Raw genomic sequence first — 14,393 nt, 5'->3', positions numbered from 1 at the left:
CATCTGCCTTTACGGCCCGGCGCATCCGCCGGGCCGTTCTTTTTGCGTGCGGCTGCCATGACCTCATATCGCAACAGCGATCCACTTCCCCCCATCATGCAAGGATCGCCGCCGCAGATGGTGCCGCCCCGGCTGGATTGGGACCGGGCGCCCTGGAACAGATGGGCCTTCCAGCACATTCGCGAGCTTCTGCCCACCGCCGAAGTCTGGCGCGGCGAAGGCCCTGTGCGCGAACTGGCGCGCAACGAACTCGATCTCGACGACCTGTTGGTCGCGGATGGCCCAGGCCCGGAGCAGACGCTCGCCGGCCATCTAGATGAATCCTATACCGACGGCTTCCTGGTGCTCAGGAAGGGCGCGGTCGTCTACGAACGCTATTTCAACGGCATGACGCCGCGCACGCTGCACCTGTCGCAGTCGATGGCCAAATCGGTCACCGCAACGGTGTTCGGCATTCTTGCCGGCCGCGGCATTATCGACCCCGCTTCGCCCGTGACCCGCTATCTGCCCGAACTGGAACGGACGGGCTGGCGCGGCGCCACACTGCAGCATGTTCTGGACATGAGAAGCGGCGTACGCTTCAGCGAGGAATATACCAACCCCTATTCCGAGATCGGTCAGGTCGACGTCGCTGCCGGCTGGAAACCCGTTCCGCCGGGCACCGACCCGGCGTTCAAGTGGCCGACCCACATGTGGGAGTTGATCCTCGGCCTGACTGAGACGGACCGCCCGCATGGCGAGGAGTTCGTCTACCGTTCGATCGAGACCGACGTTCTCGCCTTCGCCATGGAACGCGCCACCGGCAAGCGCCTGGCGCAGCTGGTTTCGGAAGAGCTCTGGCAGAAGATCGGCGCCGAAGAAAGCGCCTGCTTCACCGTCGACAGCGCCGGCTACGCTCTGGCCGATGGCGGCTTCAACGCCACGCTTCGCGACTATGCCCGTTTCGGACAGCTGATCCTCGACAATGGCGGCGGCGTGGTTCCCGCCAGCTGGGTCGAAGCGACGCGCACCGGCATCCATGGCCCTCTCTACAGCGAAAGCTTCCCCACCGGCTCCTACAAGAACCAGTTCTGGATCGAGGATGCGGAGTCGCGCTCGCTGATGTGCCGGGGCGTTTTCGGCCAACTCATCCATATCAACTGGGATCACGAGATGGTCGTCGTAAAGCTTTCGACCTACCCGGATTTCACCAATCGCGACTATTCCGTCGCCACCTTGAAGGCGATCCACGCGATCGCCGACGCACTCGCCTGAACATTGCCGAGGAACCGTACATGACCGCCCAGACCGCTTTTGCGCGCCAATTTGGCTTTGCCCGCTCCGACGTCACGATAGAGAACTGGCGCACCGCTCCCTACAATCGCTGGTCGTTCCAGAATGTCGGCGAGTTGGTGCCAACCTCGGAGATCGCGGCGCCGACAGACGCTCCCGAGGCGCCGGCCGGAGACCTGGGCGCGCTGTTGGACGAGACGGTAGCCACCGACGCCGGCTCCGAATCCATCGCGGCCTTCCTCGAACGCACGCACACCGACGCCTTCGTGGCGCTGAAGGGCGGCAAGGTGGTGGGCGAATACAACGCCCCGCACATGACGCCGGGCGGCCGCCACATCATCTTCTCCATCTCGAAATCGCTGACCGCCATTCTCGCGGGCGCGCTGCAGGCCGACGACCTGCTCGATCCGGCAGCTCCGGTCACGAAGTACATTCCTGAAGCCGCGGGCACAGCCTTTGCCGACGCCACCGTCCAGCACGTCCTGGACATGACCACGACGATCGACTTCGAGGAACTCTACCTCGATCCCGAAAGCGCCTTCGCGCGCTACCGCCGCTCGACGCTGTGGAATCCCAACACCAACGGCGCCGACAGCGAGAAGCTGCTGGCCTTCCTGATGACCATCGGCAAGGGCGCCGGCGAGCATGGCGAAGTGTTCCGCTATCGCTCGCCCAATTCCGACCTGCTCGGCATCATCGTCGAGCGCGCTTCGGGCCTGCGTTACGCCGACCTCATGGTCGAACGCCTGTGGGGCCCGCTCGGCGCTAGGCGCGGAGGCCGCATCACGGTCGACGGTCAAGGCAGCGGGCGCGCCGCCGGCGGCATCTCGGTCACCGCGCGCGATCTCGCCCGCGTCGGCGAGATGATGCGAAATGGCGGCGTCCACGAAGGTCGGCGCATCCTGCCTGAAGGCTGGGTCAAGGACACCGCCACCGGCGGCGACCGCGAGGCCTGGAAGAAAGGCGATTTTGCCTTCCTGATGCCCAATGGCAGCTACCGCAACAAGTGGTACCAGACCGGCTTCGAGGGCGAGCCCTATTGCGGCATCGGCATCCACGGCCAGTGGCTCTATGTCGATCCGGCAAACGAGGCGGTTCTGGTCAAGATGTCGTCGCAGCCCCTGCCCGTCGACGACGAGCTCGACAAGCAGAACCTGGTCCTGTTCCAGACGGTGGCCAAGCTACTTTAGGCTCCCGCTGGCGCAACGCTCCGGGCTTTGTGATCGATCTCAGGGCGAACCGGGCGCTTTTGTCGCTCGCTTCGCCCCATTTGCGACGCATTGACCGACGGTTTTTGCCTGCCCGGAACCTGTATGTCCGGGATGGATGCAAGCGCTCCCTCGCCGCACAAAATCTCTTCAAAGACCTTCGACTGATCTTTTGGGGTTATGCGTTTGCGGCGCAATGGTGTAGGAGCATCTGTGTCCTCGTGTTACACTTGGGCAACAGAGCCGTAGGAACGACCCCGCACGATGATGTTCAGCAGACCCAACAGACCGGCAGAGCGCGGATATGCATCCGTTGTGCTGCTTTGGTTCGTGGTCGGGCTGGCAGCCGCGCATGGCGTTCTCGGCACGGTCTCCCCTGCCCGCTCGATGCAGCTGGCCAACGCTGTCGGCGCAGCCAGCCAGCGCGCGGGCGATCCCGCGGGAGACCGGACAAGCCTGACCGGCCAGCAGCGCCTGTTCATCATCGCCGACTGGCGCGGCCTAGCCCTAAAATCCCTGCTACCGACGGGCGACGGCGGTTCGGCGATCCTGCCGGCATCGCAGTGGTATCTCGCCTCGGCGGCGAAGCCTTGCCGTCCCGAAATCGCACCGGCAGGCCTGCATGAGGCCGATGCGCTGGTAAATCGCGCCCGCGCGCCGCCATTTTGGGCCTGAGCGACCTGTTCGCTCGACAACGACTTCACATATTTGAACATGACTGCGGATTGACTGGCCTGAGAGCGGCCGGCGTTGCGCATAGACAGGACCAGAAGCAATGCGAACTTCAAAATGGGTGGTGATGGCCTATGCCATTATCGTCCTTATCGGCGTCTTCGCCGCCCTTCCAAGCGCCATGCCGCCCTCCGTGCTCGATAAAATGCCGAGCTGGTTCAGGCATCAGGTCACCTTGGGTCTCGACCTTCAGGGCGGCTCCCACCTTGTTCTTGAAGTCGACGCCAATGCGTTGAAGGCCGACCGCCTGCGCTCGCTGCTTGACGACGCGCGCGGCGCGCTGCGCAAGGAGCGCATTCCGGTGCAGTCGGCCCGCGTGGCCGGTGACGCGGTCGTCATCAGCATCGACGACGACGCCCAGCGCACCCAGGCGCTCGACATCCTGAAGAAGCTGGCCACTCCGGTTGCCACCGGCTTCGGCGCCGGCGTCGCCGACATCGACGTCGCCTCGACCGACAAACAGATCAAGCTGACCCTCACGGAGGCCGGCATCCGCGACCGTGTCGACGCGGCGATCCAGCAGAGCCTTGAAATCGTGCGCCAGCGCGTCGACCAGGTCGGCGTGGCCGAGCCCACCATCCAGCGCGTCGGCTCGGACCGCATCCTGGTCCAGCTGCCCGGCCTGCAGGACCCCACGCGCCTGCGCCAGCTGCTCGGCTCGACCGCCAAGATGGAATTCCACATGGTCGCCAATGTGCAGCCGGGCGAACCGCTGCCTCCGGGCGTGACCATGCTGCCGGATGCCAAGACCCAGCAGCAGTATCCGATCGAGGACCGCGTCGCGCTGAGCGGCGAGCGCCTCACGGATGCGCGCGCCGGCTTCGACCAGCGCACGCAGGAGCCGATCGTCTCGTTCCGCTTCGACAGCGTCGGTGCCCGCCAGTTTGCTGAAATCACCCAGGCCAATGTCGGTCGCCCCTTCGCCATCGTGCTCGACGGCAAGGTGCTGAGCGCGCCGACCATCCGTGAGCCGATCACCGGCGGTTCGGGCCAGATCAGCGGCAGCTTCACCGTTGAGGACACCACAGTGCTCTCGGCCCTGCTGCGCGCCGGCGCCCTGCCCGCCCCGCTCACCGTCATCGAGGAACGCACCGTCGGTCCGGACCTCGGCGGCGACGTCATCCGCATGGGCCTCTACACCGGTATCGCCGGCTTCGTCGCCGTCGTGATATTCATGGTGGCGCTCTACGGCAGCTGGGGCATGATCGCCAATTTCGGCCTGCTCTTGCACCTGATCCTCACCATCGGCGTGCTGGCCATCATGGGCGCGACGCTGACCCTGCCCGGTATCGCGGGTATCATCCTCGGCATCGGCTTCGGCGTGGACGCCAACATCCTCATCAACGAGCGAATAAGAGAGGAATCGAAGAAAGGCCTGAGCGCCTTTGCCGCGCTCGACCACGGCTTCAAGCGCGCCTTCTCGACCATCGTCGACGCCAACGTCACCTCGCTGATCGTCACCGCGCTGTTGTTCATGTTCGGCTCGGGCCCGATCCGCGGCTTCGCCATCACCATGATCATCGGCACCTGTCTGTCGATGTTCACGGCCGTTGCGATCGTCAAGGTGATCATGACCGAGGTGGTACGTCGTCGTAAGATGAAGACCATCAAGATCGAGCCGCTGGTCCACTTCTTCCCGGAGAAGACCTCGATCTCCTTCATGAACGCCCGCTTCCTCGGCATCGGTGTCTCGATCCTGCTGTCGCTGGCGTCCATCGGCCTGTTCTTCAAGCCGGGCCTGAACTACGGCATCGACTTCAAGGGCGGTATCCAGGTTGAGATCACCACCTCGCAGCCGGCCGACCTCGCCTCGCTGCGCACTACGCTGAGCGGCCTGGACCTCGGCGAAGTGGCCCTGCAGCGCATCGGCGGCGACAACGACGTGCTGATCCGCGTGCAGCGCCAGGAAGGCGGAGAGCAGGCTCAGACCGCTGCCGTGACCAAGGTCAAGGACGCCGTCCAGAAGCTCGATCCGACCGTCAAGTTCGACCGCGTCGACGTCGTCGGACCGAAGGTCAGCGGCGAGCTGGCGCATTCGGGCGTGATGGCGGTGGTGTTCGCGGCACTCGCGATGCTGGTCTACATCTGGTGGCGGTTCGAGTGGAACTTCGCGCTCGGTGCGATCGCGACGCTGATCCTCGACACGACCAAGATGGTCGGCTTCTTCGCGCTGGTCGGGCTGGACTTCAACCTGACGGCCATCGCCGCGCTTCTGACGATCATCGGCTACTCGGTGAACGACAAGGTCGTGGTGTATGACCGCATGCGCGAGAACCTGCGGCTCTTCAAGAAGATGCCGCTGCGCCAGGTCATCGACATGAGTATCAACCAGGTGTTCGCACGCTGTATCTACACCTCGGTCGCGATCCTGCTGTCGATGCTGCCCATGGCGATCTGGGGCGGCAGCGCGGTGGAGAACTTCTCGATACCAATGGTCTTCGGCGTGGTGATCGCCACCAGCTCGTCGATCTTCATCGCAGCTCCGATCCTGCTCCTCCTGGGCGACTGGTGGACCAAGCACCACCCGCAGCGCGTCGAGAGCAAGACGGTGCCGGCCAAGAGCTGACACTGATCCATCCGCTCCGATCCGTCGGAGCGGATCCGAAAAACGAAACGGCGCCCTTCGGGGCGCCGTTTTTGTTCGCGGGTCGTCCGTCAGCTATGCTTGTCGTGGAACCAGGATGGCGCCGTTGGCGTCATGCCCTGCCCCGGGCAGCAGCCATGTAGCCTCGGCCATTGTACATCCGCCTAGAATTGCCTAACCCAGGCCCCAACCGATCATCCACTCTTCCCCCAACACGAAAGAAGACAGCGAATTGCCCGACGACATCATCGTGAAAGATAGCAACGGAACCCAGCTCGCGGACGGGGACTCGGTAACCCTGATCAAGGACCTGAAGGTCAAGGGCACCTCGGAAACCATCAAGCGCGGCACGATGGTGAAGAACATTCGCCTGACCGACAATCCGGCCGAAGTCGAGTGCAACACCAAGCAGGTGAAGGGCCTGGTGCTGCGCACGGAGTTTTTGAAGAAGGCTTGATCGGCCCCAAGTCCCTCGGCATCAAGTCGTAGGGACCAACCGCTTTGCCGTCACCGCCTTGGCGGCTTCGACGCGCAATGCGCGAAGATCGCTCGCCCGACTATCGGGCCGTATTGAGAGGCGCAAGGGCAGCCGACTGCCCTCGCGCTTTGTCGTTCAGGCCAGTTGGGCGCGCATTTCCCGCGACGACGGCAGGAAGACGGTCAGGAGACCGAGCAGCGGCAGGTAGGAACAGATCTGGTAGACGAAGTCGATGCCCTTGCTGTCGGCGACAATGCCCAGCACCGCAGCCGCAATGCCGCCCATGCCGAAGGCGAAGCCGAAGAAGATGCCCGCGATCATGCCCACGCGGCCCGGCACCAGTTCCTGCGCGAACACCACGATGGCCGAGAAGGCCGACGCCAGGATCAGGCCGATCAGAACGGTCAGGATGCGCGTCCAGAACAGGTCCGCATAGGGCAGCGCCAGCGTGAAGGGCAGAACGCCGAGGATCGAGAACCAGATCACGAACTTGCGGCCGAAGCGGTCGCCGATCGGTCCGCCCGCCACCGTGCCGACCGCAACCGCGCCGAGGAAGATGAACAGCAGCACCTGCGCTTCCTGCACCGATACGCCGAACTTATGGATGACGTAGAAGGTGTAGTAGCTCGACAGGCTCGCCATGTAGATGTTCTTGGTGAACACCAGCGTCGCCAGCACCACCAGCGCGATCGCCACCTTGCGGCGCGGCAGGGCAACGCTACCGGACTTTGCCAGCCGCTTGGCCGAAGTCGCGCCATGGCGCCTGTACCAGCCGCTGACCTGAAACAGCACGATCATGCCGAGCAGAGCTGCGGCCGAGAACCAGGCCACGCTCGTCTGCCCCTTGGGCACGACGATGAAGGCGGCCAGCAGCGGCCCCAGCGCGGAACCGAAATTGCCGCCCACCTGGAACAGCGACTGGGCAAGACCGAAGCGACCGCCGGAGGCCAGGCGCGCCACGCGCGAGGATTCGGGGTGGAACACGGCCGATCCGATGCCGATCATCGAGGCGCCCAGCAAGAGCAGCGGGTAGTTGCCGGCATGCGAGAGGATCAGCAGGCCGCACATGGTCGAGCCCATGCCCAGCGGCAGCGAATAAGGCATCGGCCGCTTGTCGGTGTACATGCCGATGACCGGCTGGAACAGCGAGGCCGTAACCTGGAAGGCCATGGTGAGCAGGCCAATCTGCCAGAAGTCGAGGCCATAGCCCGTCTTCAGCATCGGATAGATCGCCGCCAGAAGCGACTGCATCATGTCGTTGAGAAGGTGACAGAAACTCACCGCCAGAATGATCGCAAAAACAGTGTTGTCCGCCTGTATCCGGCCGGCTGTCGTCGATGCGTCGGTCACGATGCTAGGTCCTGTTCAGGGCAGCAAAAAAACGCGTGCGGTTCTGGTGCGGACGCGTTGCCTGCCATTGTCAAAATAAACCCGGCCAGTGGCCGCGTCTTAGGTCAGACGGCGGCCTTTCCATAGGTCAGGCCACCGCCTCATTCGGGATTAATTCTCGCCGAGGTCGCGCACAGCGCCACGGTCGGCCGAGGTCGCGAAAGCCGCATAGGCCTTCAGCGCGGTCGTCACCTTGCGCTTGCGCTGCTCGACCGGCTTCCAGCCCTTTGCGTCCTGCTCGGCGCGGCGGGTGGCAAGCGTTGCCTCGTCAAGGCGCAGGCCGATGGTGCGGTTCGGGATGTCGATGTCGATGATGTCGCCATCGCGCACCAGCCCGATCGCGCCGCCGGTGGCGGCTTCCGGCGAAACGTGGCCGATCGACAGGCCCGAAGTGCCGCCCGAGAAGCGGCCGTCGGTGAGCAGCGCGCAGGCTTTGCCGAGGCCCTTCGACTTCAGATAGCTGGTCGGGTAGAGCATTTCCTGCATTCCCGGACCGCCGCGCGGTCCCTCATAGCGGATCACCACCACGTCGCCGGCCTTAACCTCGTTGCCGAGGATGCCCTTCACCGCCGCGTCCTGGCTCTCGAACACCTTGGCCGGGCCCGAGAACTTGAGGATCGACTCGTCGACGCCCGCGGTTTTCACCACGCAGCCGTCGAGCGCGATGTTGCCCTTGAGCACGGCAAGGCCGCCGTCCTTGGAGAACGGATGCTCGGCCGAGCGGATGACGCCGTTGGTGCGGTCGAGGTCGAGCTCGTCCCAGCGACGGTCCTGGCTGAAGGCGACCTGCGTCGGCACGCCACCCGGAGCCGCGAGGAAGAAATCGCGAACGCTCTGGCTCGTGGAGCGCGAGATATCCCAATGCTCCAGCGCCTCGCCGAGGGTCGAGGTGTGGACCGTGTGCGTATCCCGATTGAGGAGGCCCGCCTTGTCCAGCTGGCCGAGGATGGCCATGATGCCACCGGCGCGGTGAACGTCTTCCATGTGAACGTCAGCCTTGGCGGGCGCGACCTTGCACAGCACCGGAACCCGGCGCGACAGAGCGTCGATGTCGTCCATGTTGAAGTCGATCTCGCCCTCATGGGCGGCGGCCAGGATGTGCAGCACCGTGTTGGTGGAGCCGCCCATGGCAATATCCAGCGTCATCGCGTTCTCGAACGCCTGCTTGGAAGCGATGTTGCGCGGCAGCACGCTTTCGTCGTCCTGCTCGTAATAGCGCTGAGCGAGGTCGACGATCAGGTGGCCGGCCTCCACGAACAGGCGCTTGCGGTCGGCATGCGTTGCCAGCGTCGAGCCGTTGCCGGGCAGCGACAGGCCGAGCGCCTCGGTCAGGCAGTTCATGGAATTGGCGGTGAACATGCCCGAGCACGAGCCGCAGGTAGGGCAGGCCGAACGCTCGATGACCTTCACGTCCTCGTCCGAAACCTTGTCGTCGGCGGCCGCCACCATGGCGTCGACCAGGTCGAGCGCATGCTCCTTGCCGGCCAGCACCACCTTGCCGGCTTCCATCGGGCCGCCCGAAACGAAGACGGTCGGGATGTTGAGGCGCAGCGACGCCATCAGCATGCCGGGGGTGATCTTGTCGCAGTTGGAGATGCAGACCATGGCATCCGCGCAGTGCGCGTTGACCATGTATTCGACCGAGTCCGCGATCAGTTCGCGCGACGGCAGCGAATAGAGCATGCCGTCATGGCCCATCGCGATGCCGTCGTCCACGGCGATGGTGTTGAACTCCTTGGCGACGCCGCCTGCCTTCTCGATCTCGCGCGCCACGAGCTGGCCGAGATCCTTGAGGTGCACGTGCCCCGGCACGAACTGGGTGAAGGAGTTGACCACCGCGATAATCGGCTTGCCGAAATCGCTGTCCTTCATGCCGGTGGCGCGCCAAAGGCCGCGGGCGCCGGCCATGTTGCGGCCGTGGGTGGTGGTGCGGGAGCGATAAGCTGGCATCGGAATCTTCCTAAGCTAGGGTCAGAGACCTAGAAAAAAGGCGCTTGCAGGACGTCGGCCACTTCAATTCTCGAAAGGCGCCAACGCCCGCGCAGGCATTCGGCCGGCAGCCAAATCCGGAGCAATCTCCGCCTTTCGCACCCCAACCGTACCCGCGGTTACTCCTTCATAGCGAAAAACCGCCGCCGCGTCACCCTCTGGCATGAAACTTTGCCATATTTGGTTCAGCGGCCTTGGTTCAGGCGTCGATTCAGCGGCTTTTGTGCCTGCTATTCAGCGGCAGCACTCTTCTGCGCACTCACGCCGCGCATGAATTCGTCGAGCGCCTGACGCTGTCCTTCGCTCATATGTAGGCCGCGCTTGGTGCGCCGCCATAGCACGTCTTCGGCCGTTTCGGCCCATTCGTGCTCCATCAGGTAGCGAACCTCCGCCTCGTAGAGGTCGGCGCCGAAATTGCGGCCGAGATCGGCGACGGATTGCGCCTTGCCGAGCAGCGCATGGCCCCGCGTGCCATAGAGCCGCGTCAACCGGCGAGCGTGGCTGGCGTCGAGGAACGAGTACGCTAGCCTGAGGTTCTCGACCTGGGCATCGAAGCCGACCTTGAAAAAATCGCCGCCGGGCAAAGCGGCCGAAGCCGTCCACGGCTTGCCGCGCTTGCCCAGATGGGCCTCGATCTTCTCCAGCATGGATTCGGCCACGCGACGATAGGTGGTGATTTTGCCGCCGAAGACATTGATGAGCGGCGCGCCGCCCGCCTCGTCAGCCTTCAGCACATAGTCGCGCGTGGCTTCCTGCGCCTTGGAGGCGCCGTCGTCATAGAGCGGCCGCACCGCCGAATAGGTCCACACGATGTCCTCGCGCCGCACGGGTTGCGCGAAATATTCGCTCGCCGCCGCGCACAGATAGCCGGTCTCGGTCTCGCTGATCTTCACGTCGTGCGGATCGCCCTTGTAGTCGCGATCCGTGGTGCCGATCAGCGTGAAGTCTTCCTCATAGGGGATGGCGAACATGATGCGCCCATCCCTGTTCTGGAAGAAATAAGCGCGCGGATCGTCGAACTTCTTGCGCACCACGATATGGCTGCCCTGTACCAGCCGCACATTGTGGACGCCCTGCTTGCCGAGCGGGCCGGCGAGCACGCTGTCGACCCAGGGGCCGGAGGCATTGACGACGAGGCGCGCCCTCACCTCTTCCGCCGCCCCGCTGCGTTGATCCTCAAGCAGGATCGCCCAGTGATCGCCCTCGCGGCGCAAGCCGGTCACCTTGGTCCGGGTGCGGATATCGGCGCCGCGATCGGCCGCGTCGCGCGCATTGAGCACGACGAGGCGCGCATCGTTGACCCAGCCGTCCGAATATTCGAACGCGGTCGCGAACAGCGGCTTCAGCGGCTTGCCGGCCGGATCGGTACGCATGTCCAGCGTCTTGGTCGGCGGCAGGAGCTTTCGGCCACCGATATAGTCATAAAGGAAAAGGCCGAGCCGGATCAGCCAGGCGGGGCGCAGGCCCTTCGCATAAGGCAGCACGAAGCGCATCGGCCAGATGATGTGCGGCGCCATCTTCCACAGCACCTCGCGCTCCATCAGCGCTTCCCGCACCAGCCGGAACTCGTAATGTTCGAGATAGCGCAGGCCGCCATGGATCAGCTTGGTCGAGCCCGAAGAGGTGCCGCTGGCAAGATCGCTCATCTCCGCCAGGCAGACTGAATAGCCGCGGCCAACGGCGTCGCGGGCGATGCCGCAGCCATTTATGCCGCCGCCGATGATGAAAATATCGTGGATCGGAGATTCGCTCATTGCCCGCGCATGAAAAATCGGCAGGCCGAGCCCCAGCCTGCACCTATCGAATAAAGAAATAATTCGAAACAATAACGAATGTCAAACGAAAACACACGGACCGATGCTCATTTGATCCATTCCCTTGGATGGCCCGCCATTGAGACAAGAACATGAAGCATTTTCGTTTTGCAAATCGGAACATAGAAACGAAAGTGCTTTTGAGCCACGCCCTCCAAAACGAAAGTGCCCTCCACAGACCCGCCCCGGCCCGTGCAAGCGGGATTGACGAGCCGCCCGGCAATATCCCATAAACGCCGCGTTAAGTTCTCAGGGCGGGGTGAAACTCCCCACCGGCGGTAAGAGCGAAAGCTTGAGCCCGCGAGCGCTTTCCGGATTTCCCGGAAAGGTCAGCAGATCCGGTTGAATTCCGGAGCCGACGGTCATAGTCCGGATGAAAGAGAACGAACGGAGCCTCAAGACGCCCGTGGTGGGCGGATTATGCTTCGTCTCGTGCGTCCTGATTCTGGTCATTGAACGGAGTAAGGACCCATGAATCAGATCCCCCCTCGCGAATTCGAAACCCGCCGCCTCGCCGTCATCCGCGCGCGCTGGCACGCCGACATCGTCGATGAGTGCGTGAACTCGTTCATCGAGAACACGCAGGCGCTGTCGAACGGCAAGGCCGTCGTCGACATCTTCGACGTGCCCGGTGCGCTGGAAATCCCGCTGCATGCCAAGCTGGTCGCCGAGACCGGCCGCTATGACGCCATCCTCGGCGTCGCCTTCGTGGTCAACGGCGGCATCTATCGCCACGACTTCGTGGCCGGCACCGTGCTCGACGGCATGATGACCGTACAGCTGCAGACCAACGTGCCGGTGCTGTCGGCGGTGCTCACCCCGCACCACTTCCACGAGAGCGAAGAGCACCACAAGTTCTTTTTCGAGCATTTCAAGGTCAAGGGTCAGGAAGCCGCCAACGCGGCTCACCAGATCCTCGTCGCGCGCGCCGCAGTCGCCGCGTAACTGGCTGTTTCTACACAGAGATACTCCCTGCGCGGCGGTGGAAAACATTGCCGCGCAGCCCTCTTAGGCCGCCTCCTCCCCTTTTACCGACTGCCGATTCTTGCCAAGCTCGGAAAGAATCAACTTGACGGCTCGTAAAGTGACTTAATAGGCTGTCAAGTGAACCCGTTGGGAGGACGGATGAAACTTGCGGAAGATCACCCCGTGAGCGATGGCGCAACCGCCGGGATGGAGGCGCGCCGCTCGACAATTCTTGGCGCTCGCGTCAAGGCCTACCGCACGGCAAGGCGGCTGACGCTGCGCCAGCTCGGCGACATGGTCGGCACGACCGCGAGCTTCCTCAGCCAGCTCGAGCGCGGCCTTTCGGGCGCCAATACCTCGACATTGATGCTGATTGCCAATGCGCTCGGCATCAGCGTGGCCAATCTCTTCGACGAGACCGAGGTTTCGCCGCACAGCGTGCTGACGCGCGCGGAGCGGCCGGCGCTGCCGGTGAGCGAAGGCTATCGCAAGACGCTGATCTCGCGTCGCCCGATCCAGTCGGTGGAAATCTATTCCGGCGAGTTCGCCGTCGGCGGCTCGACCGGCGACCTGCCCTACACGCACGGCGACTCGCACGAAATATTCATCGTGCTGCGCGGCCGCCTGCAACTGACGCTTGGCTCCGAGAGTTTCCTGCTGAGCGAAGGCGACAGCATCGAATACGCCACCTCGACACCGCACAAGACCATCAATGTCGGCAACACGCCGGCCGAGGTGCTGTGGATCATCGCGCCCCCCACCAGCGGCGCCGTCGATCTCGACCAATACGTGGCCCGGACACCACTCGCATCCCGGCCAGTTCAAGCAGACAGCGGGTCATTGGAGGAAGAATAAATGGGATACAAATCAGCTTTGGCCGGCATTGCCGGCGCAACGGCGATCGCTCTTGTCAGCACCTTTGCGGCCAGCGCGCAGGAAGCGCCGCCCGCCGGCACCATCGTTGACGGCTCGCTCAAGGGCAAGACGCTCACCTTCGTTTCCTATGGCGGCATCTACCAGGACGGCCAGAACGCGGCGCTGAAGGATTTCGTCGACAAGACGGGCGTCACGCTGCTGAACGACGGCCCGACCGAAATCGCCAAGCTGCAGGCGCAGGTGGAATCCAAGAACGTCACCTGGGACGTCGTCGACACCGCCGACCTGCCGCCTTACGTGCACTGCGGCACCCTGTTCCAGAAGCTCGACCTCTCCAAGATCGACGTCTCGCACATTCCGGCCGGCCAGGTCGGCGAGTGCAGCGTGCCGGCCATGAACTACGGCGTCGTGCTGATGTACAAGAACGACACCTACAAGGATAACCCGCCGAAGGGCTGGAAGGACTTCTTCGACACCGAGAAGTTCCCCGGTATCCGCGCCATCGACGGCAGCGGCGATCCGATCGGCGGCCTGATCGAGCAGGGCGTCCTGGCCGACGGCGGTTCGGTGGAGAACATGACGCCGGCAGACATCGACAAGGGCATCGCCAAGATCAAGGCGCTTGGACCGGACACCATCTACTGGAAGACCGGTGCGGAATCCCAGCAGCTCGCCGAATCCGGCGAAGCCGACATGATCCTGATGTGGACCGGCCGCGCCATGACCGCCGTCAAGAACGGCGCGCAGTACACGCCCGTCTGGCAGGATTGGCTCGTGGTCATGGACCAGCTGACCATCCCGGTCGGCGTGAAGGACACGGACGCGGCTTACGCGCTGATCAACGCCTATCTAGGCAAGAATGCGCAGGAAGTCCTGACCGAAAAGACCTCCTACTCGCCGATCAACAATGAGGCGCAGCCCAAGGTCGATCCGTCGGTGGCGGCCTTCCTCACCAACACGCCCGAGCGGGTGAAGCAGGGCTACCAGCAGAACATCAAGTTCTGGGTCCAGAACTTCGACGCCGCTTCCGAGAAGTGGACGGCGCTGATGGCCGGCAACTGAGCCGAGACTTGAAATCGAGGCTG

At 63.8% G+C, this 14,393-nt stretch carries 11 protein-coding genes and 1 riboswitch; of the genes, 8 read left to right on the top strand and 3 right to left on the bottom strand.

Annotation, left to right across the window (positions count from 1 at the left end):
* The first annotated feature begins 57 nt into the window (after window positions 1-57).
* The 5 genes from C7I85_RS00215 (at window position 58) to C7I85_RS00195 (ending at window position 6,253) form a co-directional block, all read left to right on the top strand.
* Window positions 58-1,254, top strand: a complete 1,197-nt coding sequence (locus tag C7I85_RS00215; protein ID WP_106721936.1) for a serine hydrolase domain-containing protein — start codon at window positions 58-60, stop codon at window positions 1,252-1,254.
* 20 nt (window positions 1,255-1,274) lie between these two features.
* Window positions 1,275-2,462 (top strand): serine hydrolase domain-containing protein, encoded by a 1,188-nt coding sequence (locus tag C7I85_RS00210; RefSeq protein ID WP_106721934.1) that lies wholly within the window; start codon window positions 1,275-1,277, stop codon window positions 2,460-2,462.
* A 282-nt stretch (window positions 2,463-2,744) separates the two neighbouring features.
* Window positions 2,745-3,155, top strand: a complete 411-nt coding sequence (locus tag C7I85_RS00205; RefSeq protein ID WP_106721932.1) for a hypothetical protein — start codon at window positions 2,745-2,747, stop codon at window positions 3,153-3,155.
* A gap of 100 nt (window positions 3,156-3,255) precedes the next feature.
* Window positions 3,256-5,778, top strand: a complete 2,523-nt coding sequence (secD, locus tag C7I85_RS00200) for a protein translocase subunit SecD (protein WP_106721930.1) — start codon at window positions 3,256-3,258, stop codon at window positions 5,776-5,778.
* A gap of 214 nt (window positions 5,779-5,992) precedes the next feature.
* The gene (locus C7I85_RS00195; RefSeq protein WP_146148818.1) at window positions 5,993-6,253 is read left to right on the top strand and encodes a zinc ribbon domain-containing protein YjdM; all 261 of its coding nucleotides are present in this window, start codon (window positions 5,993-5,995) and stop codon (window positions 6,251-6,253) included.
* 156 nt (window positions 6,254-6,409) lie between these two features.
* Here the strand turns inward: C7I85_RS00195 and C7I85_RS00190 are convergent, their stop codons facing one another.
* From C7I85_RS00190 to glpD, 3 genes are all read right to left on the bottom strand, one after another.
* Entirely contained in the window at window positions 6,410-7,624 is a 1,215-nt protein-coding gene (locus tag C7I85_RS00190) for an MFS transporter (protein ID WP_106721926.1), read from the bottom strand.
* 150 nt (window positions 7,625-7,774) lie between these two features.
* Window positions 7,775-9,613 carry a dihydroxy-acid dehydratase gene (ilvD, locus tag C7I85_RS00185; RefSeq protein ID WP_106721924.1) on the bottom strand — a complete coding sequence of 613 codons (1,839 nt, stop codon included), beginning with the start codon at window positions 9,611-9,613 and terminating at the stop codon, window positions 7,775-7,777.
* A 269-nt stretch (window positions 9,614-9,882) separates the two neighbouring features.
* Window positions 9,883-11,406 (bottom strand): glycerol-3-phosphate dehydrogenase, encoded by a 1,524-nt coding sequence (gene glpD / locus C7I85_RS00180; RefSeq protein ID WP_106721921.1) that lies wholly within the window; start codon window positions 11,404-11,406, stop codon window positions 9,883-9,885.
* Window positions 11,407-11,707: 301 nt separating this feature from the next.
* Window positions 11,708-11,855: riboswitch (FMN riboswitch) on the top strand.
* 82 nt (window positions 11,856-11,937) lie between these two features.
* On the opposite strand from glpD, the gene C7I85_RS00175 reads away from it, so the two are divergent.
* The 3 genes from C7I85_RS00175 to C7I85_RS00165 all read left to right on the top strand — a co-directional run bounded on the left by C7I85_RS00175 (window position 11,938) and on the right by C7I85_RS00165 (window position 14,370).
* Window positions 11,938-12,411 carry a 6,7-dimethyl-8-ribityllumazine synthase gene (locus C7I85_RS00175; protein ID WP_106721919.1) on the top strand — a complete coding sequence of 158 codons (474 nt, stop codon included), beginning with the start codon at window positions 11,938-11,940 and terminating at the stop codon, window positions 12,409-12,411.
* Window positions 12,412-12,591: 180 nt separating this feature from the next.
* A complete protein-coding gene (locus tag C7I85_RS00170) occupies window positions 12,592-13,287 on the top strand; it encodes a helix-turn-helix domain-containing protein (protein ID WP_106721917.1) in 696 nt (231 codons plus the stop codon).
* Complete coding sequence (locus C7I85_RS00165; RefSeq protein ID WP_106721915.1) at window positions 13,288-14,370, top strand: extracellular solute-binding protein; 1,083 nt, start codon at window positions 13,288-13,290, stop codon at window positions 14,368-14,370. It abuts the gene before it with no gap.
* Window positions 14,371-14,393: the final 23 nt, after the last annotated feature.

The organism is Pseudaminobacter soli (ex Li et al. 2025) (assembly GCF_003012705.1).
Classification (GTDB): domain Bacteria; phylum Pseudomonadota; class Alphaproteobacteria; order Rhizobiales; family Rhizobiaceae; genus Pseudaminobacter; species Pseudaminobacter soli.
This window is presented reverse-complemented; position numbering and strand designations above follow the sequence as displayed.